This is a genomic window from Brevibacterium sp. W7.2, assembly GCF_018137945.1.
GTDB lineage: Bacteria > Actinomycetota > Actinomycetes > Actinomycetales > Brevibacteriaceae > Brevibacterium > Brevibacterium sanguinis.
Window position 1 is genome coordinate 1,941,991 of the sequence record NZ_CP073089.1, and the last position, 22,579, is coordinate 1,964,569.

A 22,579-nucleotide genomic window follows, 5' to 3' on the forward strand; every position below is an offset into this window, starting at 1 on the left:
CGGATTTCAATCCGACACGCCGAGAAGCGGAAAGTTTTCTTCCCCTTGACACTTCGCTCTCACCTGCGGATTTGATCAAAGTCGCAGGTCACAGACATTTTGCAGACTCGGGTCGAGCGATTAGATTCGTCGTTGACGTTCCACCGGTCGTGGAATGGAGCCGACACTCCTGTCAATAGATAACTCACTGTGCGCCGCGGTTGTCCCGTTCGCGCACAGCGTGGTCCGAAGGCGGGGGTGTCGGCTCATTGTTTGCTCCCGGGTGGGCGTAGGGTTGACGCCGTGGTTTCGAAGATTCTGGTAGTCATCCCGACGTACAACGAACGTCTCGCCCTTCCCGTCACCCTTGCGGGGCTGTTCGAGCATCAGCCCGAGGTCGACGTCCTCGTCGTCGACGACGGCTCTCCCGACGGGACGGGGGAGTGGGCCGCTGCGCAGGCGGCCGTCGATGAGCGCGTCCACGTCCTCCACCGCACGGAGAAGGCCGGTCTCGGCATGGCCTACATCGCCGGCTTCACGTGGGCGCTCGAGCGCGACTACGAGATCATCTGCGAATTCGATGCCGACGGGTCGCACCGGCCCCTCGACCTCGGACAGCTCATCGCTCCGGCACTCGCCGGTGCCGCCGACCTCGTCATCGGCTCCCGCTGGGTGCGCGGCGGCGCGATCGTCGACTGGCCCCGGTCCCGCTTCCTCCTCTCGCGAGGGGCCAACCTCTACGTCGACGCGATGATGGGCCTCGGGGTCCGGGACGCCACTGCCGGCTTCCGCGCGTACCGCCGCGAGGTCCTCGAGGCGCTGCAGCTGACCGGGGTCGAATCCCAGGGCTACTGCTTCCAGATCGACATGACGTATCGCACGATCGAGGCCGGCTTCCGCGTGCTCGAGGTCCCGATCGTCTTCGTCGAACGCGAACTCGGGGAGTCGAAGATGAGCTCCTCGATCATCTCGGAGGCGTTCACGAAGGTCGCCGGCTGGGGACTGGCCCGCCGCGGCCGCCAGGTGCGCGCCCTCTTCGGACGCTGAGGGCCCCGGTTCCGTTCGCGAATGCACGAGGGGCGTCGACCTCTCGGTCGACGCCCCTCGTGTCGGGCAGCGGAGTCTCAGCTCTGCGCGGGCACCTCACCGCGGCGAATCGCCAGGCGCTCGTCGAGGAGGACCTGGAGTTCGTCGAAGGACCGGCGCTCGAGGAGCATGTCCCAGTGCGAGCGCACGTGCTTCTCGGGTTCGCCGTCGGGTTCGTTGACGCCGACGCGCACGCCGATGCCGTGGATGCCCGAATCCCACGTCGAGGGGACCTCCGCCTCGATCGAGAACGGAACCTTGAAGCGGGTGCCGTCCTCGCATTCGAATTCGACCATCTGGCGCGGCGCCGGCTCGACGCCCTCCTCCGACTCCAGGCTGCGCGAGCCCAACTGTGTTCCGCGAAGACTGCGTTCGCTCATCTCTTCGACCTTCCGACTCGACTGCAGACGTGCATACGAAAGCAACAGTCTACCGCTTCGGGCTATTCCCCTGCGCGGACGGTCAGCCGAGCGTGCGCTGCGCGAGCGGCACGTCGTCGGTGACGATGGCGTCGACGCCGAGGCCGGCGAGCGTGCGCATGTCGGCTGCCTCATTGATCGTCCACACATGCACCTCGAGGCCGAGCCGGTGGGCGCGGTCGACGAAGTCGCCCGTGACGATCGGCACGCCCTTCCAGCGCATCGGCACCTGGAAGGCGTCGAGGTCGGGGGAGAGCTCGAGCAGACCGCGAGTCGGGAAGCCGGGCAGGGCGCCGAGGAGGAACCGTGCCGTCTCCCCGGTGCCCGCCGAGGTGGCCACCCCGGGCAGGCTCGCCCGCAGCCGGCGCAGCGTGGCATCGGAGAACGACGCCAGGCGCAGGGAGTCCTCGATGCCGCCGAGGCGGACGAAGCGGACCATCGCCGCGATCGACTCCGGAGCCTTGACGTCGATGTTCCACTTCGCACCCGGCAGGGCATCGACGAGATCGCCGAGGCGGGGCAGGCGTCCGCCGTCGACGAGGTCGATGGCGTCGAGCTCGTCGGCCGGCAGGTCCCGGATGAGATGCGGGCAGTCCGCGATGCGCCGCAGATCCGCATCGTGGGCGGCGAAGAGGACGCCGTCGGCGGAGGCGTGGACGTCGGTTTCCATCCAGACGATTCCCGCGTCCCAGGCCGCGGTGAACGCCGTGAGCGTGTTCTCACTCGTGCCGGGCCACAGGCCGCCGCGGTGGGCGATGATCTCAGGCTGGGAATTCATGATCCAATCCTAGAGTCCTGTTGAAATCTCTCCTGGTGTCGACAACGATGGAGGCATGAGCCGAGCACAGGACCCCATCGAACCGGACTTCGTCATCGATTCGACCAAGCGCACCCCCACCGAGCGGGCGCGCACCGCGGCGACCCGCGCCTACGGCGCCGCGAGCAGCGGCGTGAGGAACGTCCGTGAGGCCGCAAAGGGCTCACGCCTCATCGAGGCCGCCGAGTCGTCGGTGAACAGGGCGCTCGGCAGCGTCTCCCATGCGATCGACGACGCCGTGCGCAGCGGCAAGGTCGAACGCGCCTTCGACCGGGCACAGGAGACCGTGACCTCGGGCGCCGACAGCGTCCGCCGACTGGTCACGCGGCGGTCACGGGACACCGGCGATGCCGCCGGGCGCACCCGCGACTGACACCGCCGCAGTGACGGAAGTCTCCTGCGCTCGGGCGGCGATTGCGCGTGCCGCGTTGAAAATGTAACAGTTCGTTAACTAGACTGGCCCCAGGTAACGATCCGATAACTTGGGGCACAGGCTCGCTGAGCGTGTGCCGCGCACTCTCACGCGAAGGACGGACTGTGGGCAAACACTCCTCGACCTCGACGAAGGGCTCGCTCCTCGCCGCACTCAAGCCGGCGAAGAAGCGCACAGGGCGCCACGCACCCGAGGCGAACTCGGCGACCGGAGTCCTCTCCGCCGTCCGGTCGCGCCCCGTGCTCTCGGCCTTCATCGTGCCCGCCGCCGCGACCGCGGCGGTCGTCGGGTCGACGTTCGCGATGGCGCCGAATGCCGCCGGACCCGCGGAGCAGGTCGTCGCGCAGAGCCCGGTCGTCGTCGAGGTTCCCGCTGCCAGCCCGGCCGCCGATGAGAACCTCAAGAAGGCCGAGGAGCAGGCGAAGGCCGAGCCGGAGAAGCTCTCGCTCGAAGCGAAGACGAAGGCACCGGAGCCCAAGCCGTCGGCCTCGAGCGAGAAGTCGTCGACGGCACAGAGCTCCGGATCGAAGTCCTCCGGATCCGACGACTCCGCACCCTCGAAGTCGGGGTCCTCGGCCGGCAGCTCCGGTTCGTGCCCGATGTCCTACTACGGCGGCGGTGACGGCTTCGACGGACAGAAGACCGCGAACGGCGAGACGTTCAACACGAACGAGCTCACCGCCGCGCACAAGAGTCTGCCCTTCGGCTCGAAGGTGAAGATCACGAACAAGGCCAACGGCAAGTCCGTGACCGTGCGCATCAATGACCGCGGCCCCTACAGCGGATCCCGCTGCATCGACCTCTCGAAGGCCGCGATGTCCGCCGTCGGCGGCATCAGCGCCGGGGAGATCCAGGGCACCTACGAAGTCCTCTGACACCGATCGCGCGGCCGGTCACAGCCGGCCGGTCCCTCTGTTGAGTTCGAGAAGCTCGCACGCCCGGCGTGCGAGCTTCTCGCGCACTTCCGCCGGGGAGACGACCTCGACCCCGGGCACGGTGAGCAGCTGCGAGACGGCGACCTCGACCGATTCGAGGGCGATGTCGACCTCGATGCGGCCCACCCCGTCGGCCCCGGTGACCGGACGGGCGGCGGCCACCGCCTCGGCGGTGAGGGGACCGGGGACGTGGTGGACGAGATCAGCGCACGCCGTCTGCGGGAGCCGGATCCGGACCGGCAGTGTGCGCAGACTCCGGTCGAAGTCGATGCGCGCCTGCTGCCAGTGGTCGGCGAGGTCGAATCCCGTGGGACCGGTCGCCTGCGTCCAGTGCACGCGGACCTCGGAGATCCGCGAGACCCGATACGTCCGGGGCGCGACTCCCGGCGGCTGGGCGACGAGGTACCAGCGCCCGGCCTTGACGACGAGACCCAGCGGAATGACGCTGCGTTGCCGGGTGCCGTCGGCCCGCGCATAGGCGAAGCGGAGACCGCGGCGCTGGCGCAGTGCGGTGGCCACGGTGTTCAGTGCCGGGGGAGCGGCCTCCTCGGCGAACCAGTCGGGACCGTCGACGATGACGGTGCGCGTGAGATCGTCGTGACCGGAAACAGCGGCGATCTTCGCCCGCGCTGTCGCGAGGTCGCCGGAGAGCCCGAGATCAGCGGAGGCGAAGGATCCGAGGAGCACCGAATCGAGTTCGGTGCGGGTGAGGCCCGACAGCGGTGACGTCCACTCGCCGAGGAGGCTCACCCCGCCGCCCGGACCGGACTCCGTGACGATGGGCACGCCCATCCGGGAGAGTTCAGCGAGGTCGCGGTAGATCGTGCGCACCGTGACCTCGAGGCGGGTCGCGAGGTCGCTCGCCGTGAGCGGATGCGACCGCGCCGAGAGCAGCGCGATCTCCGAGACGAGTCGGGCGGCCTTCACGCAGCTCTCCCGACCGGCGACACAGCATCCATGGACAGAGATTCTATGCTCATCCCTGACAGTGGATGTCAGGGATCGGGGTCGAGGATCGATCCATGACGCATTCACCAGCTCCAGCTCAGTCCTCCACCCGACCCGCACCGACCCGTCTCGACAGCCGACCGTTGGCCGGCCGGACCGCTCTCGTCGCCGGGGCGACCCGCGGCGCCGGCCGGGCGATCGCCCGGGAACTCGCCGCCGCCGGAGCATTCGTGTGGTGCACCGGCCGGTCGACGGCCGGCGCACCATCGGACTACGGGCGACCGGAGACGATCGAGGAGACGGTCGACCTCATCCGCGCCGCCGGGGGAGAGGGGCAGGCCGTGGTCTGCGACCACCTCGACGAGGAGTCGTTGTCCGCCCTGGCCGAGCAGGTCGAGGCGGAGGGCCGGGGCCTCGACATCCTCGTCGGCGACATCGGCGGAGAGGCGTACGTGTCCTGGGGTCAGCCGCTGTGGGAGGGCGACGGCGCCCAGGGTCGGCGACTCCTCGAGACCGGTCTGCTCAGCCACCTCCTCACCGCCCGTGCCCTCCTCCCGCTGCTCACCCGCACACCGGGCGGGCTCCACATCGAGATCACCGACGGCACGAGCGCCTACAACGCGACGCACTTCCGCGAATCCATCTGGCTCGACCTCACGAAGACGGCGATCAGCCGGTTCGCCTTCGGTCTCTCCCATGAGCTCGCCCCCGTCGGCGCGACCGCCGTGGCCCTGACCCCGGGTTGGCTGCGCTCGGAGATGATGCTCGAGGGCTTCGCGACGACTGAGGAGACGTGGCTGACCGACGCCCTCGACGAGTCGAACGAGGCCGCACCCCGGGACTTCGCGATCTCCGAGACCCCGCACCTGATCGGCCGCGGCATCGCCGCACTCGCCGCCGATCCCGACCGTCACCGCTTCACGGGACTCACGCTGAGCAGCTTCGACCTCGCCGGCACCTACGATCTCACCGACCTCGACGGCTCCCGACCCGATTCGTGGGGCTACCTCGCCGCGAAGGAGGACGATCCGTCCGCGGACCCGATGACCTTCCGATGACCGGGTGTCGTGAGACACCGCTACCCAACCCCGGTGCCCGGGACTACTCTGGCAGTACATCAGAGGAACCACGATCCTTGAGGGGAGCGCCATGTCGGAGGAGACAGCAGACGTCATCATCGTCGGAGCCGGGCCGACGGGGCTGACCGCCGCCCGCGCGCTCACCGCGGCGGGCCGGTCGGTCATCGTCCTCGAAGCCCGCGACCGGGTGGGCGGGAGGACGTGGACGGACACGATCGACGGACAGATGTTCGAGATCGGCGGCCAGTGGATCTCACCGGACCAGACGGCGATCCTCGACCTCGTCGACGAACTCGGCCTGACGACCTACCAGCGCTACCGGGACGGCGACAGCGTCTACCTCGCACCCGACGGGACCCGCACCGTCTACGACGGCGGCATGTTCCCCGTGCCCGCGGCCACGCAGGCGGAGATGGAACGCCTCATCGGCCTGCTGGACGACCTCGCCGAGCGCATCGGCGCCGACGCCCCGTGGGACGCCGCCGAGGCCGCCGACCTCGACGCAGTCTCCTTCCAGCACTGGCTGGAGGGGCAGTCCGACGACGCGCTCGCGGTGGCGAACATCGGGATGTTCGTCGCCGGAGGCATGCTGACGAAGCCGACGACCGCGTTCTCGGCGCTCCAGGCGATCCTCATGGCCGCCTCGGCGGGATCGTTCTCCCACCTCGTCGACGACCACTTCATCCTCGACCGCCGGGTCGTCGGCGGCATGCAGTCGGTGTCGCAGCGCCTGGCCGCCGACCTCGGCGAGGACATCGTGCGGCTGAACAGCCCCGTCCGAACCATCGACTGGAGCGGTGAGAACGTCGTCGTCTCCACCGATGACGCGTCCTACACCGGCACCGCGGTGATCGTCGCCGTCCCGCCCAACCTCTACTCCCGGATCACCTACGTCCCGCACCTGCCGCGCCTCCAGCAGGTCTTCCACCAACACCAGTCGATGGGGCTCGTCATCAAGGTCCACGCGACGTACCCGCGCCCGTTCTGGCGGGAGCAGGGCCTGTCGGGCACCGGTTTCGGCGCCGGCCACCTCGTCCAGGAGGTCTACGACAACACGAATCACGGGGAGGAGCAGGGAACGCTCGTCGGCTTCATCTCCGACGTCAACGCCGACCGCATGTGGGCACTGAGCGAGGAGGACCGGAAGACTGAGATCCTCGAGGCGATCGCCGCGTTCCTCGGACCGGAGGCGCTCACCCCGACGGTCTTCCACCTCTCGGACTTCGGGGCCGAGGAATGGACGCGCGGGGCGTACGCGACGAGCTACGACCTCGGGGGACTGAGCCGCTGGGGCCGGTACCAGAACGATCCCGTCGGGCCGCTCCACTTCGCGAGCTCGGACATCGCCGGCCGCGGCTACCAGCACGTCGACGGCGCGGTGCGGATCGGGCGGGACACCGCTGAGACGGTGCTTCGCGCTCTCGCCGACTAGTGGTTAGATGAACGGATGACTTCGGCAACACCCGCACCAGAACGCCCCATCGAAACCGACTCCGGCCTGAGCGCAAAGGGGCTCTCCGCCGGCAAGGTCGGTGCGATCGGCGGCGCGATCATCGGCATCGCCTGCATCGCGCCCGCGTACACGCTCACATCGGGGCTCGGCCCGACGATCTCCGAGGTCGGGGTCCACACCCCCGCGATCCTCCTCATCGGCTTCGTCCCCATGCTCCTCGTCGTCTTCGGCTACCGGGAGCTCAACACCGCGATGCCCGATTCGGGCACGACCTTCACGTGGGCGACGCGCGCCTTCGGCCCGTGGCTCGGATGGATGGGCGGTTGGGGGCTCATCGCCGCGACCGTGCTCGTCCTGTCCAACCTCGCCGCCGTCGGCGTCGACTTCCTCTTCATCCTCCTCAGCCAGATCTTCTCCGATCCCGCGATCGCCGACCTCACCCGGGTGCTGTGGATCAACATCCCCATCACCATCCTGCTCACCGCGGTCGCCGCCTGGATCTCCTACCGCGGCGTCGAAGCCACCGAGAAGGTCCAGGTCTGGCTCGTCGCCTTCCAGGTCATCGCGCTCGGGTGGTTCGTCATCGCCGCACTCATCCACGTCGCCAACGGCACCGCCTTCGACGCCACCCCGGTCAGCCTCGACTGGTTCAACCCGGTCGCGGCCGGGGACTTCTCGACGATCGCGGCGGCCGTGTCGCTGTCGATCTTCCTCTTCTGGGGCTGGGACACCGTCATCACGATGAACGAGGAGGCCAAGGACCCGGAGAAGACCCCCGGCCGGGCGGCGATGCTGACGATCGTCGCGATCGTCGTCATCTACCTCGCCTGCACGATCGCCGTCATCGCCTACGCCGGCGTCGGCACGGAGGGCCTCGGGGCCGGCAACCCGGAGAACCAGGAGTCGATCTTCGCAGCACTCGCCTCACCGATCATGGGCCCCTTCGCCATCATCGTCTCGATCGCCGTGCTCTCCTCGTCACTCGCCTCGCTGCAGTCGACGATGGTCTCACCCTCACGCACGATCCTCGCGATGGGCCACTACGGTGCGCTGCCGAAGCGCTACGGCAACGTCTCCCCGCGCTTCAAGTCGCCCTCGGTCGCGACGATCACCTCGGCGGCAGCGGCGATCATCTTCTACGTCGTCATGCGCCTGCTGTCCGAGAACGCCCTGTGGGACACGATCACCGCGCTCGGGCTCATGGTCTGCTTCTACTACGGGGTGACCGGACTCGCCTGCACGTGGTACTTCCGCCGGTCCCTCTTCCTCTCCGCCCGGACGGTGTTCTTCCGCTTCCTCTTCCCCCTCCTCGGCGGACTCACCCTCCTCGTCATCTTCGTCCGCACCGCGATCGACTCCCTCGACCCCTCGTACGGGTCGGGGTCATCGGTCTTCGGCATCGGCCTCGTCTTCGTCCTCGGGATCGGGGTGCTCCTCCTCGGCGTCGTCATCATGATCATCCAGGCCGTGCGCCACCCCGCGTACTTCCGCGGGGAGACGCTGAAGAAGGGCATCCACGCCGAGGCGGCCTGAGGTGGGGGAGAGGCATCGGCTGGCCGAGCTGCGGGCGCTGCGGCGGGTCCGCGATCGCATCGACCGCGAGTTCGACCGACCCCTCAACGTCCCCGACCTCGCGGCCGGGGTGCACATGTCGGCCGGTCATCTCAGCCGCCGCTTCAAGGCCGCCTACGGCGAGTCGCCGTATGCCTACCTGCTCACCCGGCGCATCGAGCGGGCGATGTCGCTCATCCGCCGCGGCGACCTCTCGATCACCGAGATCTGCTTCGCCGTCGGGTTCACCTCGCTCGGCACCTTCAGCACGCGGTTCTCCGAGCTCGTCGGCATGTCACCGACGAGCTACCGGCAGCGGGCGGTCCACGGCGACCTCGACCTTCCGACGATCATCGCCAAGACCGTGCTCAGGCCCGTCAGGAATCGAGAAGTGGGACACCGCCCCGGCGACTAGCATGAGAGTCATGGACATCTCGATCACTGCCAGCTTCCTTCCGCACACCGACGCCGAGGCGTCACTGACCTTCTACCGCGACGTCCTCGGCTTCGAGGTCCGCCTCGACGTCGGCCAGGGCCAGATGCGCTGGATCACCGTCGGCGCCCCCGACCAGCCCGACACCTCGATCGTGCTCACCCCGGCCGTCGTCGACCCGACGCTCACCGATGCCGAGCGCGAGACCATCGAGGCGCTCATGGCCAAGGGCAGCTACGCGTCCATCGTCTTCGCGAGCCCCGCTGTCGACGCCGTCTTCGCCGAGGTCGAGGCGAAGGGCGCCGACATCGTCCAGGAGCCGATGGACCAGCCCTACGGTCTGCGCGACTTCGCGCTGCGCGATCCGGCCGGCAACCTCATCCGCGTCCAGCAGCGGGACTGAAGGGCCGCGATGACCCAGGCAGCGGACAGCCATGACCTCATCCGGGTGCGCGGGGCCCGGGAGAACAACCTCCGCGACGTCTCCGTCGACCTGCCCAAACGCCGGCTCACCGTGTTCACCGGTGTCTCCGGGTCGGGCAAGAGCTCACTCGTCTTCGGCACGATCGCCGCGGAGTCGCAGCGGATGATCAACGAGACCTACAGCGCCTTCGTCCAGGGGTTCATGCCGCAGATGGCCAGGCCCGACGTCGACGTCCTCGAGAACCTGACGACGGCGATCCTCGTCGATCAGGAGCGGATCGGGGCGAACCCGCGCTCGACCGTGGGCACCGTGAGCGACATCAACGCGAAGCTGCGGATCCTCTACTCCCGGCTCGCCGAACCGAACCTCGGCTCGCCCAACGCCTACTCGTTCAACGTCGCGACGATCAGCGGCAAGGGCGCGGTGACGACGGTCAAGGGCGATGCGAAGGAGGTCGAACGGCGCGAATTCAGCGTCAACGGCGGCATGTGCCCGCACTGCGAGGGGATGGGCACGGCCACCGACATCGACGTCGCGCAGATCGTCGACGAGACGAAGTCGATCAACGAGGGGGCGATCACCGTCCCCGGGTTCAAGGTCGGCGGCTGGTCCGTCCGCTTCTACGCGGAGTCGGGGTTCTTCGACCCCGACGTCCCGGTGGCCGAGTTCACGGCCGCGCAGCGGCGCGCCCTGCTCGATCTCGAGGGGGAGAAGATCGTCGTCAGCGGGACGAACCTCACCTATGACGGCCTCATCCCGAAGATCCGGAAGTCGTTCCTGTCCAAGGACCGCGACGGCATGCAGAAGCACATCCGGGAGTTCGTCGACCGCGCCGTCGTCTTCACCGAGTGCCCCGAGTGCCACGGCACGCGGCTCAATGCGGCGGCGCGGTCCTCGCTGCTGGCCGGGAAGTCCATCGCCGAGGTGTGCGCGATGGAGATCTCGGAGCTGACCGCGTGGCTCGCTGAGATCGACGACCCCGGTGTCGCACCGCTCGTCGCGTCTCTGAAAGAGACCGTGCAGGCCTTCGTCGACATCGGACTCGGCTACCTCTCCCTCGAGCGCTCATCGGGGTCGCTGTCCGGGGGAGAGGCCCAGCGGATCAAGCTCGTCCGCCATCTCGGCTCCGCGCTCACCGACGTCACCTACGTCTTCGACGAACCGACGATCGGCCTCCACCCTCACGACATCGAGTCGATGAACCGTCTGCTCCTGCAGCTGCGGGACAAGGGCAACACCGTCCTCGTCGTCGAGCACAAACCGGAGACGATCGGCATCGCCGATCATGTCGTCGACCTCGGCCCCGGTGCCGGCACCGCAGGGGGAGAGATCTGCTTCACCGGCACGGTCGCGGGTCTGCGGGAGTCGGGCACGCGCACCGGCGATCATCTCGGCTTCACCGCCGCGCTCAAGGAGGCCGTGCGCACACCGACGGGCGCACTGGAGATCAGAGGAGCGGACGGCCACAATCTCCGCGACGTCGACGTCGACATCCCCCTCGGGGTGCTCACCGTCGTCACCGGGGTCGCCGGATCCGGCAAGAGCACGCTCATCGACACCTCGCTCGTCACCCGCGACGGGGTCATCATCATCGACCAGACGCCGATCAGGGGATCGAGACGGAGCAATCCGGCGACGTACACCGGCATGCTCGAACCGATCCGCAAGGCGTTCGCGAAGGCCAACGACGTCAAACCGGCCCTCTTCAGCGCGAACTCCGAAGGGGCCTGTCCGGTGTGCAACGGGGCCGGCGTGATCTATTCGGATCTCGGGATGATGGCGGGGATGTCGGCCCCGTGCGATGTCTGTCAGGGCAAGGGCTTCCAGGCCGCGGTGCTCGACTACACGTTCGGGGGCAGGAACATCCGCGAGGTGCTCGACATGCCCGCCGCCGAGGCGGTCGACTTCTTCTCAGCGGGGGAGTCGAGGATCCCGCAGGCCGCGAAGATCGCCGCCACCCTCGTCGACGTCGGTCTCGGCTACATCAGTCTGGGCCAGCCGCTGACGACGCTGTCCGGCGGTGAGCGGCAGCGCCTCAAACTCGCCGCGCATCTGTCGGCGAAGGCCGCCGACGCGGCGTCGGTCATCGTGCTCGACGAGCCGTCGACCGGCCTCCACCTCGCCGATGTCGAGAACCTCCTGCGCCTCCTCGACGGCCTCGTCGACGCCGGCCGTACCGTCATCGTCATCGAACACCATCAGGCGGTCATGGCGCATGCCGATCACATCATCGATCTCGGGCCGGGAGCCGGACACGACGGCGGGCGGGTCGTCTTCACCGGCAATCCCGCCGAGCTCATCGCCGACGGTGCCACGCTCACGGCGCGCCACCTCGGCGATTATGTCCGGCAGAGTGTACAGGTGTGAACTTTCCGTGCCCGTATAGACACGGCCGGAGAAGTCGATTACCGTTTCTAACGGTTCGGTAACGTCCGGCCGTGTCCGAGGCTCCTTCCCAAGGGCATGCACCCACCTCACAACGGAGATGACCACTGTGAAACTCGTCAGCACCTTCCTGCGCAGATCCGCGATGCTCGTCGGGGCCGGGGCACTGGCCGCGGCCGGTCTCCTCGGTGCGAATGCGCCCGCCCAGGCCGATGAGTCCGAGAGTGTGTGGGATCGCGTCGCCGCCTGCGAATCGAGCGGCGACTGGAGCATCAACACGGGCAACGGCTACTACGGCGGTCTGCAGTTCTCGCTGCAGACGTGGAAGGCGTTCGGCGGTGAGGGCATGCCGCACGAAGCCAGCCGTGAGGAGCAGATCCGGATCGCGCAGAAGACGCTCGCCGTGCAGGGTCCCGGCGCCTGGCCGACGTGCGGGAAGAAGGCCGGCCTGACGAAGGCGAACGGCGCTGCCGATGACGGCGGAGCCTCCGAGGCCGAGAAGGACGAGGACGCGAAGGCCGAAGAGCCGAAGAAGGACGAGCCGAAGCCCGAAGAGCCCAAGGCCGAGGAACCCAAGAAGGACGAACCGAAGGCTGAGGAGCCGCCGGCACCCGAGGAGCCCAAGGCCGAGGAACCGAAGGCTGAAGAGCCGAAGGCTGAAGAGCCGAAGGCTGAAGAGCCGAAGCCTGAGGAGCCCGCCGCGGAAGAACCGGCAGCGCCCGAAGAGCCGACGGACGACGCGCCTGCCGACGGCACCGCCGGCGACTCGGCAGACACCGGCGACGCACCCGAGTCGGACGACGGCGGGAGCCCGCCGAACGGCACCGGCCTCACCGGGCACGTCATCCAGATCTTCTGATCCGGGGGAGTCGGCGCACTCAGGGCACGGTGACCGTCCTCTGAGACGATTCCCACGCGCGGACCCCGGACAGATGTGCTCATCGTCGTTAGCGTGGATAACGGTTCGGTAACGGCCGGACCGCTTGACCGAATGCAGTCGATCTTTGGAGATGACATTCGTGAGACACGCTGCGACCACTCTGCGCAGAACAGCACTGCTCACCGGAGTCGGCGCGATCGCCGCCGCCGGACTCGTCGGCCTCAGTCCACCAGCCCAGGCCGCTGAATCCGAGAGCGTCTGGGATCGCGTCGCCGACTGTGAGTCCGGCGGTGACTGGAGCATCAACACGGGCAACGGCTACTACGGCGGTCTGCAGTTCTCGGAGCAGACATGGAAGGCGTTCGGCGGTGAGGGCATGCCGCATGAGGCGAGCAAGCAGGAGCAGATCCGCATCGCCCAGAAGACGCTCGCGGAACAGGGACCCGGTGCCTGGCCGACATGCGGTGAGAAAGCCGGCCTGACGAAGGAGACCGGCGCCGCGGACGACGGCGGCGGCTCCGGTGGTTCGGACGACTCCGGCAAGGTCGGCCTCGGCGGCTACGTCGGGAGCGGATGACCGTCGGATCATCGTGTGGCCGCGGACAGCTGGACGCTGTTCGCGGCCACACGCACATTCACGGCACTGCCGCGTCCCGGCCTTCCAGCGTATAGCGCCGATAATATACATTATGTTAACTAAACCGATGAAGCCACTGCCCCGGCCTCATCTCGTGTCTCTCATGGAGCCCGCAGGTCGACATGGAGCGTGCAGGCCATCCCGGAGTCTGCGGGTCGACACGGAGTCCGCAGCGTCGGCCCGTGCTGCGCGCGACTCACTGATCGCCGCTTTCGCCGGCCTGCGCGACCATGACTTGCGGCCCGCCTGTGCGACGGCGGCTTTCGGATTGCCCGGACTTCTCGGAACCATTGCCGGCCAGCGCATCGCGCACCGGCATCTCCACCTGCTCGGTGGTCGGATGAACTCGCCTGAGCGACACCAGCGTCCAACCGAATGCTCTGCCCCGACTCTCAGTCATCGGACTACTCCCCTAGTCACACCCCGGGCTCAGCCGATCTCGGCGTCGATTCGCCTCCACGGAAGGAGCAGACATCGGACTGTTGACTTATCTAACGAGCGTTCAATAGGGTGAGTGTGATCGCGGCCACAGGAGATCGGTCGGATGTCACCACGACGCAAGGAAGCTTCATGGTTCACCCTCAGTCCACTCCCCCTGTCGCACTCGCTTCAGCCGGGTCGGAATCCCGCCGCAAGGCCTGGTCGCTGACAGGTCTGCTCGTCGTCCTCTACGTCGTCAACTACGGCGACAAGGCCGCCTTCGGCATCATCGCCCAGGCCCTCGGGGAGGAACTCGGCATCAGCGCCGCTCAGATCGGCCTCGTCGGCAGCCTCTTCTTCTTCGCCTTCACGGTCGGCGGCTTCTTCGCCGGCGCCCTCAACCGCTGGATGTCGCTGCGCACCGTCCTCCTCGTGCTCGCACTCGTGTGGGCGGCCGCCATGCTCCCGCTCGTCGTCGCCGCGACCTTCGCCGTCCTCGTCGCCTCCCGGATGCTCCTCGGCTTCGCCGAGGGCCCGAGCTCCGCCCTCATCCACACCGCCGCATATTCGTGGCACCCCTCGTCACGCCGCGGCTTCCCGGGTGCGCTGCTCGCCAGCGCCGCCTCGGTGGCGAAGATCGTCCTCGCTCCCCTGCTCGCCTACCTCTCGGTGACGTTCGGCTGGCGCAGCGCGCTCATCACGATGGCCGTCATCGGCATCGTCTGGTGCTTCTTCTGGCTGCGCTTCTGGGAGGTCGGCCCCTACATCCCGGCGAAGGCGACCGGACCGGCGAAGAAGGCGCACTCCGACGCCGCAGCCGAGGACACCGCCGCGGATGACTCGGACGAGCCCCGCGTGCCGTGGGCGAGGATCTTCCTCACCCGCACCTTCCTCACCGGTGTCCCGCTCGTGGCGAGCATCTACGCCCTCGTCACCGTCGTCCTCACCTGGCTGCCGTCGTACTTCGAGGTCGGTCTCGGCTTCAGCCGCCTCGAGGCCGGGTCGATGCTCGCGATCCCCTCGATCGTCGGTCTCATCAGCCTCATCGGCGGCACCCTGCTCTCCGACTTCCTCCTCGCCCGCGGCTGGTCGTCGCGGTTCGTCCGCATCGTCGGACCCTCGCTGCTCGTCGTCGTCGGCGGCGGCATCCTCTTCCTCCTGCCCTCGATCGAGAACGCGGCCGCCGCGGTCGCGATCGTCGCGATCGGCTACGGCGTCGGGGTCGTCGTCCTCCCGCTGTCGAATGCCGCGGTCTCCGAGATCTGTCCGCCCCAGCAGACCGCCGGCACCCTGGGGGTGTTCCTCGCCCTCATGGCCATCGGCGGGCTCGTCGGACCCTACGTCACCGGGCTCATCGTCGATGCCGCCGCCAGCCCCGGCCTCGGCTATGCGACGGCCTTCCAGGTCCTCGGCGTCGCCGCGGCGGTCTCGGCGGTGCTCACTCTGCTCTTCGCCAATCCCGAACGCGACAAGGTCATCGTCCGCGGCGCCGCCGCCCAGGAATGATCATCCGCGGCGGCTGACCGGGCGTCCCGACAGCAGGAGCACCCGGTCGGCCGCACTCGCGGCCGGCGCGTCGGTGCGCGGCGGCGCATAGCCGCCGGTGTCGCCGAGGTCGACGATGAGCGCGGCGAGGTCGGTCGCCATGAACTCCGCGAGCGCCTCATCGACCGGCCACGGATCGCCGGTGCCGGCGGAGAGGTCAGCGGCATGGAGGGCGAGTTCGAGGATCCGCATCCGCACGAGCTGGGTGCCCGGCAGATCCCCGATGCGGTGGCTGACCGAGACGCTGAGATCGACCTCGGCGGCGAGCCGGCGGAAGCGGTGCTCATGGGTCCAGAACGCCTCGAGCGGATCCTCGCCGAGGTGGTCCCGGTCCCTCGTCGCCTCCACCTCGGCGGGCGGGTCCTGGGCGAGCAGCATCGCGTACCGCAGTCCCCCGCCGATGAGGTGGTTGACGAGATCGCGGTTCGACCAGCCCCCGCAGCCGCTCGGCGCGGCATAGTGCGCACTCGCCTCGGGCGGTCCCAGACGCCGCAGCGCCTGCACCCAGCAGGCTTCGGCGCGGTCGAGATTCTCGGCGATGACGGGCTCGAGCATGTCACCGATTCTGCCACGACCACCGGCTTCTCATCTGATGGGAAGTTTCGCGCTGCCTCTGGGCCGCCTCGGCGTTTGGGGTTATCTTGCTCACACGAGAAGAATCACCCGAGGTGAGGAGTCCGACCATGGTGACGGCAAGTGCCTCCGCCGACTATCTGCCCCTGGCCAACGCCCCGGTCCTGTGGATCCTCGCGCTGTCCGTCATGGGCGTCGTCGTCATCCAATCCCTCATCTACATGCGCGCGGTGCGGCAGAACGCCGCCTCGGCCGACATGAGCCAGGCCGAGGTCACCGCCGCCTTCCGGGCCGGCGGGGTCGCGGCGATCGGCCCCTCGCTCGCCGTCGTCCTCGTCGCCATCGCTCTCCTGCCGCTCTTCGGCACTCCCCCGGTCATCGTCCGCGTCGGCCTCATCGGCTCCGCCGCCACCGAGGTGGCCTCGGCCTCGATCGCGGCCGGGACGATGGACGCCAACCTCGGCGATGCGACCTTCACCCGCGGCGTCTTCATCGTCGCGCTCATGGCGATGAGCCTCTCCGGCGCCGGCTGGATGCTCTCGGCGCTCATCCTCACCCCGATCTTCAAACGCAGCTCCCACAAGCTCGAGAAGATCAATCCCGCCCTCATGTCGCTCGTGCCCGGTGCCGCGCTGCTCGCGGCGTTCGCGGCGCTGACGTTCCGCGAGATCCCGAAGTCGCCCACCCACGTCATCGCGATCGCCGTGTCCGCGGTGACGATGGCGATCTGCCTCGCCGCCGCCCACGTCCTCCGCCAGTCGTGGCTGAAGGAATGGGGACTGGGCATCTCCGTGCTCGCCGGTCTCGTCGCCGCCTACTTCGCCCACTACGCCGGCCTCGGCATGCCCGACGCCTGAAGGAGGCCTCATGTCCGTCATTCCCTCGCCCTCGCATGAGGCATTCGAAGCCACGACGACGAAGTGGGGCTCGATCACGCTCTTCATCGGGTTCCTCATCGCCACCTCGGTGCCGTTCTACCTCCTCGTCGTCGCCGACGCCGACATCGGGTTCGGCGACATCCTCACCGCGTTCCTCGCCGTCTTCGCCGTCTACGGCGTCTTCTACGTCGTCGAACCGCTCACGTACTTCCCCATCCTCGGACCGGCCGGGATGTACCAGGCGTTCATGATCGGCAACGTCGCGAACAAGCTGCTGCCCTCGGCGATCGTCGCCCAGGACACGATCGGGGCGAAGCCGGGCACCCGGAAGGGCGAGTACGCGGCGACGATGGCGATCTGCGGGGCCGCGATGATCCACGTCGTCTCCATGGTCCTCTTCGTCGGGGTCCTCGGCACCTGGCTCGTCACGGTCATCCCGGAGAACATCACCCTCATCGCCCAGCTCTACATCCTCCCGGCGATCCTCGGCGGGGTCACCGTCCAGCTCATCGTCTCACTCCGGCAGGTGAAGTCGACGATCATCGCGCTGGCCGTCGCCGCCCTCGTCATCCTCGTCCTCATTCCGGTCGTGCCCGTCCTCGCCCCCGGCGACGTCGCTATTGTGGTCATTGTCACCATCGTCATCACGTGGTTCACCCGGAACCGGGCCGTCACCGACACCCGCGATGACTCCGGTGAGGACACCGTCGGGATCAACTGAGCTCCCGACCGAGCACGAAAGGACGCCATGCCGCTGACAACGCGCCTGCGCACCGCGGTCACCGATTCCCTCGCCGAGGCGGTCGCCGACTACCAGCAGTTCCACCGCACCCCCGAGCTCTCCATGGCCGAGACGCAGACGGCGGCAGCGATCGCCGAGTTCCTCACCGGACTCGGCCTCGCACCCCAGACGTTCGGCGGCACCGGCGTCGTCGCCGTCATCGAGAACGGCGAGGGACCCGTCGTCGCCTACCGCGCCGACACGGACGGACTGCCGATCGCCGAGGACACCGGACTCGACTACGCCTCCCACGCCGAGGGCACCCTGCCCGACGGGACGACGACCCCGGTCATGCACGGCTGCGGCCACGACACCCACATCACCGTCGGCCTCTACCTCGCCCGGTTCCTCACCGAGCACCGGGAAGCGTGGGCCGGCACCGTCGTCCTCCTCTTCCAGCCCGGGGAGGAGACCGCTGCGGGAGCGCAGGCGATGCTCGACGACGGCCTGTGGGAGACCGTGGTCAATCCCGAGGTCGTCTACGGTCAGCACGTGTGGCCCGGACGTGCCGGAGACGTCTACGTCTCCTCCGGCACGGCGATGGCGATGTCGGACTCCCTGCGCGTCACGGTCCGCGGGAAGCAGGCGCACGGCTCCCAGCCGGAGAACGCGATCGACCCGATCGTCCTCGGCGCCTTCATGATCACCCGCCTCCAGTCGATCGTGTCCCGGGAGATCTCGGGCCGCGACACCGCCGTCGTCACCGTCGGCACGTTCCACGGCGGACTCAAGGAGAACATCATCCCCGAGACCGCGGTCTTCACCCTCAACATCCGCACCTTCGACGAGGACGTCCGCGCCGTCGTCCTCGACCGGGTCCACCGCATCGTCCGCGCCGAAGCCGAGGCCTCCGGCGCCCCCGAGCCTCTCATCGAACCGATGCACTCCTTTCCCCGCTGCGTCAACGATCCCGATCGCACGGCCGCCTTCGTCTCCGCCGCGGGCGCCGAACTCGGCGAGGACCACGTCCACGTCGTGCCCGCCGTGACCGGCAGTGAGGACTTCGGGGCGTTCGGCGACGCGCTCGGAGTGCCCTACGTCTACTGGTTCTTCGGCGGCTACTCCCCCGCCATCCTCGACGGCGACGAACCGCCGGCGGGCAACCACTCCCCGCACTTCGCCCCCGACGATGTGCCCACCACCCTGGAGACGGGCCTGCGCGCCGCCCTGACGGCCGTGCTCTCCGACCTCGGGAGGGCGGAGGGATGAGTGAGGACCTGCGCTGGATGAGCACCCGCGAACTCGCCGCGAGGATCGCTGACAAGGAGATCTCGGCCCGGGAGGCGCTGGACGATCAGCTGCGCCGCATCGACGAGGTCAACCCCGCGCTCAACGCCGTCGTCACCCGCGACGACGACCGGTCGCGGGCGGAAGCCGCAGCCGCCGACGAGGCGCTCGCGGCCGGAGCCGAGATCGGCCCGCTCCACGGAGTGCCGATGACCCACAAGGACACCAACGACACCGCGGGCATGCGGACGACGTGGGGGTCGCCGATCTTCGCCGACCGCGTGCCGCAGTCCGACTCCCTCATCATCTCCCGGCTGCGCCGTGCCGGGGTGATCACGACGGGCAAGACGAACGTCCCCGAGTTCGCCGCCGGCTCCCACACGTTCAACCCCGTCTTCGGCGTCACCCGCAACCCGTACGATCTCGACAAGTCCGCCTCGGGCTCCTCCGGCGGCGTCGGAGCGGCCCTGGCCGCGGGCATCCAGGCCTCCGGCGACGGGTCCGACATGGGCGGATCGCTGCGCTCCCCCGGGTCCTTCAACAACGTCGCCGGCTTCCGTCCGACGAACGGGCGGATCCCCAACTCCTCCCCCTCGCCGTTCTCCTGGCTCGGACAGACCGGCTTCATGGCGCGCACCGTCTCCGACATCGCGTTCCTCATGAGCATCGCCGCCGGTCCCGAACCCGGACTGCCGGCGATCCTGGCCGAACCCGGGTCCGTCTTCGACCGTCCCCAGTTCCGCCTCGGCGGGCAGGCCCCCGACCTCACGGGCGTCCGGATCGGGTTCAGCCCCGACCTCAAGGGCCTCCTGCCCGTCGAGCCGGAGGTCGTCGACATCGTCGCGGCCACCGCTCCCGTCTTCGCGGACCTCGGTGCCTCCGTCGACGATGTCATCCCCGATCTCTCCGACGGCGACGAGGTCTTCGGCGTGCGCCGGGCCATGGACTTCCTCGCCTCCTGGGGCGGGCTCTACGAGACCGATCGCGACCGGATGAAGGAATCCGTGCGCTGGAACATCGAAGCCGGGCAGCGGCTCACCGGCCCGCAGATCGTCTCCGCCGAGGCCGCCCGCGCCAGGCTGAGCGGCGAGGTGCAGCGGTTCTTCGCCGATCACGATCTCCTCGTCCTCACCACGTGCCAGGTCCTGCCCTTCGACGTCGGCATCGAATACCCCATGGAGATCGACGGCACCCAGCTCGAGACCTACCTCGACTGGATGCGGGCGCTGTGCCTCATCACCGCCACCGGCTGCCCCGCGATCTCCGTGCCCGCCGGGTTCTCCGCCGCGGGACTGCCCGTCGGGGTCCAACTCGTCGCGAAGCCCGGCGACGACGTCCGCCTCCTCGAGATCGCCCACGCCTTCGAACAGGCCACCCGGTGGAATGAGCGCCACCCGGAGATCGGCGAGTGATGGTTCGGCTTGCCTCAGCACTGTTTGCCGAGCCTTTCCACACTGGAATGATTCCAGAAATGGTGTCAAGCTGGTCACGACGCAGGCGGCAGTCCGCTGCCTGACAACGCATTAGGAGATTCACATGCACCTGAGCCCCGCAATGCAGAAGGTCCTCGGCGAGCAGGTCACGCTCGAACTCGAGGCCTCGATGGTCTACCTGCAGATGTCCATTCAGCTCGACGACCTCGAGCTCACCGGCATGACCCGGTGGATGCGCGCCCAGTCGGAGGAGGAGCAGGTCCACGCCGCGAAGTTCATCCAGCACTGCGTCGACCGCGGCTTCGCCCCGCAGATCGGTGACATCGCCGCCCCGAAGGTCTCCGGCTCCCGTCCGCTCGACTTCTTCAAGGCCGCGCTCGCCCACGAGGAGAAGGTCTCCGAGTCGATCCGCAACATCTACCGCACCGCCCAGGCCGAGGGCGACCTCGACGTCCTTCCCCTGCTCAACTGGTTCATCGACGAGCAGGTCGAGGAAGAGGCGAGCATCTCCGAGATCATCGGTCGCCTCGAGATCGTCGGCGACAGCGGCTCGGGTCTGCTCTCGATCGACAACGCGCTCGGTTCGCGTCACCCGGACATCTCCGCCGACAGCGAGTGAGACTCCGCTGACAGCGAATGAGACTCCGCTGACACGGCCGGTTCCCCACCGCGGGGAGCCGGCCGTTGTGCTTCCCCACGCCGGGCCGACTTCCGGCCCCTGCGGCGGACTCCTCAGACCCCGAAGACGAGCTGGGCGAGGAGCAGCGTCGGGGGCAGGGTGGCGAGCATGAGCACCGTCTGGGCGGCGATGAGCGCGGCCATGAGCTCGGCGTTGCCGCCGAGCTGCCGGGCCATGACATAACCCGAGCTCGCCGTCGCGATCGCCTGGAAGATCAGTCCGACCACGGCCGCCTCGGCGGGGACGTCGAGCACGACGAGCGCGGCGAGGCTGAGCCCGGGCAGGACGACGAGCTTGACCGCCGTCGACCAGACGAGGCCGGCGCCGTGCTCCCGCAGGGAGAACCACCGCAGTCCCGCTCCCACGCAGATGAGGCCGATCGGCAGGGCCGCAGCCGCGAGCGGATCGAGGACACCGGAGACGAGTTCCGGCAGCGCCCACCCGCTGAGGTTCCACAGTCCCCCGAGGGCGCACCCGATGACAAGGGGGTTGAGGACGATGACGCGGAGGAGGCCGAGGACCGACCGTCGTCCCGTGCGGAGGAACTCGAACCCGAGACTCGAGACGATGTTGACCGTGGGCACGAGGATGGCCGCGACGATCGCCGCCAGCGCTCCCCCGGTCGGTCCGAGCAGGCTCGCGGAGATCGAGAGGCCGATGTACGTGTTGAAGCGGATCCCGCCCTGGAGCACCGAGGTGAACGCCGGCAGATCCGCGGCGACGACGCGGCGGAGGACGATGATGAACAGCGAGACGATGAGCGTGGGCACGACGAGGGCGACGGCGAGTCGGAGCACGGGGACGGCGGTGACGTCCACCTCGGCGACGGAGGTGAAGAGGAGGACGGGCAGGAGACAGTAGTACGCGAGCCTCTCCGCCCCCGCCCAGAAGTCCTCGCCGGAGAACAGCGGAGTCCTCCGCAGTCCCAGGCCGAGCACGATGAGTGCTGTGACCGGGACGAGGGCGGCGAGGATCGGAGACAGGCTCATATTGTTTGAGAGTTCCATGTGTGAGGATTGATTTCAAAATTGAGTGTGTTTGACTCAATACAGGACCGGTTCCCCCAATGAAAGGACGATCATGGCCACTCGCTTCGATCCCATCCGCGATCTCGACCGCTTCTTCACCGAGGTCACCCGCACCCCGAACGCCGCGACCATGCCGATGGACCTCTACCGCGACGGCGAGGTGTTCGTCGCGCAGATCGACATGCCCGGGGTCGACCCCTCGAGCATCGACGTCGATGTCGAGGACCGCACGCTCACGGTGCGCGCGCAGCGGACCTCACCGGTGGCGGACAAGGACGTCAAGTGGCTGACCAGGGAGCGGACCTCGGGCACGTACGCCCGCCAGCTCACCCTCGGCAACCGCGTCGCCCTCGACCGGATCCGCGCCGACTACGAGGACGGGGTGCTCACCCTGACGATCCCCGTCGCCGAGGAGGCACGACCGCGCAAGATCAGCGTCTCCCATCAGGCGCCGAAGCAGACCGAGGTCATCGAATCCACCGAGGTGGTCGAGACCGAGGACGACCGGCCCCTCTGAGCCAGGGCTGATCCGCACCGGCGGGCAGAGAAGCATGAG

23 protein-coding genes and 1 pseudogene are annotated in these 22,579 nt (G+C 68.6%); 18 read left to right on the plus strand and 6 right to left on the minus strand.

Annotated features, from left to right (window positions below; translation table 11 throughout):
* The first annotated feature begins 282 nt into the window (after positions 1-282).
* Entirely contained in the window at positions 283-1,026 is a 744-nt protein-coding gene (locus tag J9315_RS08660; protein ID WP_198498776.1) for a polyprenol monophosphomannose synthase, read from the plus strand.
* 77 nt (positions 1,027-1,103) lie between these two features.
* Here the strand turns inward: J9315_RS08660 and J9315_RS08665 are convergent, their stop codons facing one another.
* Positions 1,104-1,445, minus strand: coding sequence for an RNA polymerase-binding protein RbpA (locus J9315_RS08665; protein WP_009375781.1), 342 nt, complete (start codon positions 1,443-1,445; stop codon positions 1,104-1,106).
* Positions 1,446-1,527: 82 nt separating this feature from the next.
* A complete protein-coding gene (locus J9315_RS08670) occupies positions 1,528-2,262 on the minus strand; it encodes a glycerophosphodiester phosphodiesterase family protein (RefSeq protein ID WP_198498775.1) in 735 nt (244 codons plus the stop codon).
* Between the two features lie 55 nt (positions 2,263-2,317).
* On the opposite strand from J9315_RS08670, the gene J9315_RS08675 reads away from it, so the two are divergent.
* Together J9315_RS08675 and J9315_RS17565 are read left to right on the plus strand one after the other, a co-directional pair.
* Positions 2,318-2,674, plus strand: a complete 357-nt coding sequence (locus tag J9315_RS08675; protein ID WP_198498774.1) for a hypothetical protein — start codon at positions 2,318-2,320, stop codon at positions 2,672-2,674.
* Between the two features lie 164 nt (positions 2,675-2,838).
* On the plus strand, positions 2,839-3,609 hold the full coding sequence (locus J9315_RS17565; RefSeq protein ID WP_198498773.1) for a septal ring lytic transglycosylase RlpA family protein: 771 nt from the start codon (positions 2,839-2,841) through the stop codon (positions 3,607-3,609).
* Between the two features lie 18 nt (positions 3,610-3,627).
* Here J9315_RS17565 and J9315_RS08685 read toward each other — a convergent pair whose 3' ends face one another.
* Complete coding sequence (locus J9315_RS08685) at positions 3,628-4,596, minus strand: WYL domain-containing protein (RefSeq protein WP_198498772.1); 969 nt, start codon at positions 4,594-4,596, stop codon at positions 3,628-3,630.
* 95 nt (positions 4,597-4,691) lie between these two features.
* Here J9315_RS08685 and J9315_RS08690 point away from each other — a divergent pair, with 95 nt between their 5' ends.
* The 8 genes and pseudogenes from J9315_RS08690 (at position 4,692) to J9315_RS08725 (ending at position 13,399) form a co-directional block, all read left to right on the plus strand.
* Positions 4,692-5,675, plus strand: a complete 984-nt coding sequence (locus J9315_RS08690) for an SDR family oxidoreductase (protein WP_198498771.1) — start codon at positions 4,692-4,694, stop codon at positions 5,673-5,675.
* A gap of 37 nt (positions 5,676-5,712) precedes the next feature.
* Positions 5,713-7,128, plus strand: a pseudogene (locus J9315_RS08695) (FAD-dependent oxidoreductase); the annotation flags it as partial.
* Between the two features lie 15 nt (positions 7,129-7,143).
* Positions 7,144-8,682, plus strand: a complete 1,539-nt coding sequence (locus tag J9315_RS08700) for an APC family permease (RefSeq protein ID WP_198498769.1) — start codon at positions 7,144-7,146, stop codon at positions 8,680-8,682.
* 1 nt (position 8,683) lies between these two features.
* Positions 8,684-9,115, plus strand: a complete 432-nt coding sequence (locus tag J9315_RS08705; RefSeq protein WP_198498768.1) for a helix-turn-helix transcriptional regulator — start codon at positions 8,684-8,686, stop codon at positions 9,113-9,115.
* A gap of 1 nt (position 9,116) precedes the next feature.
* Positions 9,117-9,536, plus strand: a complete 420-nt coding sequence (locus tag J9315_RS08710) for a VOC family protein (RefSeq protein ID WP_198498767.1) — start codon at positions 9,117-9,119, stop codon at positions 9,534-9,536.
* Between the two features lie 9 nt (positions 9,537-9,545).
* Positions 9,546-11,924, plus strand: coding sequence for an excinuclease ABC subunit UvrA (locus tag J9315_RS08715; protein ID WP_211977563.1), 2,379 nt, complete (start codon positions 9,546-9,548; stop codon positions 11,922-11,924).
* Between the two features lie 118 nt (positions 11,925-12,042).
* Complete coding sequence (locus J9315_RS17570; RefSeq protein ID WP_269780024.1) at positions 12,043-12,801, plus strand: transglycosylase family protein; 759 nt, start codon at positions 12,043-12,045, stop codon at positions 12,799-12,801.
* Positions 12,802-12,952: 151 nt separating this feature from the next.
* Entirely contained in the window at positions 12,953-13,399 is a 447-nt protein-coding gene (locus tag J9315_RS08725; RefSeq protein ID WP_269780023.1) for a transglycosylase family protein, read from the plus strand.
* Between the two features lie 256 nt (positions 13,400-13,655).
* On the opposite strand, the gene J9315_RS08730 is transcribed toward J9315_RS08725, so the two are convergent.
* The gene (locus tag J9315_RS08730) at positions 13,656-13,859 is read right to left on the minus strand and encodes a hypothetical protein (RefSeq protein ID WP_198498765.1); all 204 of its coding nucleotides are present in this window, start codon (positions 13,857-13,859) and stop codon (positions 13,656-13,658) included.
* A 170-nt stretch (positions 13,860-14,029) separates the two neighbouring features.
* Between J9315_RS08730 and J9315_RS08735 the strand changes: the two genes are divergently transcribed.
* Positions 14,030-15,385, plus strand: coding sequence for an MFS transporter (locus J9315_RS08735; protein ID WP_198498764.1), 1,356 nt, complete (start codon positions 14,030-14,032; stop codon positions 15,383-15,385).
* On the opposite strand, the gene J9315_RS08740 is transcribed toward J9315_RS08735, so the two are convergent.
* A complete protein-coding gene (locus tag J9315_RS08740; RefSeq protein WP_198498763.1) occupies positions 15,386-15,979 on the minus strand; it encodes a maleylpyruvate isomerase N-terminal domain-containing protein in 594 nt (197 codons plus the stop codon).
* A gap of 128 nt (positions 15,980-16,107) precedes the next feature.
* On the opposite strand from J9315_RS08740, the gene J9315_RS08745 reads away from it, so the two are divergent.
* From J9315_RS08745 to J9315_RS08765, 5 genes are all read left to right on the plus strand, one after another.
* Complete coding sequence (locus J9315_RS08745; RefSeq protein WP_198498762.1) at positions 16,108-16,854, plus strand: DUF5058 family protein; 747 nt, start codon at positions 16,108-16,110, stop codon at positions 16,852-16,854.
* 10 nt (positions 16,855-16,864) lie between these two features.
* Positions 16,865-17,596, plus strand: coding sequence for a hypothetical protein (locus J9315_RS08750; RefSeq protein ID WP_198498761.1), 732 nt, complete (start codon positions 16,865-16,867; stop codon positions 17,594-17,596).
* Between the two features lie 27 nt (positions 17,597-17,623).
* Entirely contained in the window at positions 17,624-18,865 is a 1,242-nt protein-coding gene (locus tag J9315_RS08755; RefSeq protein WP_198498760.1) for an amidohydrolase, read from the plus strand.
* Positions 18,862-20,295 (plus strand): amidase family protein, encoded by a 1,434-nt coding sequence (locus J9315_RS08760; RefSeq protein ID WP_198498759.1) that lies wholly within the window; start codon positions 18,862-18,864, stop codon positions 20,293-20,295. The genes J9315_RS08755 and J9315_RS08760 overlap by 4 nt, the downstream gene beginning before the upstream one ends.
* A gap of 124 nt (positions 20,296-20,419) precedes the next feature.
* Positions 20,420-20,935: a ferritin gene (locus J9315_RS08765; RefSeq protein ID WP_137824099.1), complete on the plus strand. Its 516-nt coding sequence runs from the start codon at positions 20,420-20,422 to the stop codon at positions 20,933-20,935.
* A 113-nt stretch (positions 20,936-21,048) separates the two neighbouring features.
* On the opposite strand, the gene J9315_RS08770 is transcribed toward J9315_RS08765, so the two are convergent.
* Entirely contained in the window at positions 21,049-21,984 is a 936-nt protein-coding gene (locus J9315_RS08770; RefSeq protein WP_198498758.1) for an AEC family transporter, read from the minus strand.
* Positions 21,985-22,075: 91 nt separating this feature from the next.
* Here J9315_RS08770 and J9315_RS08775 point away from each other — a divergent pair, with 91 nt between their 5' ends.
* Positions 22,076-22,540 (plus strand): Hsp20/alpha crystallin family protein, encoded by a 465-nt coding sequence (locus J9315_RS08775; RefSeq protein WP_198498757.1) that lies wholly within the window; start codon positions 22,076-22,078, stop codon positions 22,538-22,540.
* Positions 22,541-22,579: the final 39 nt, after the last annotated feature.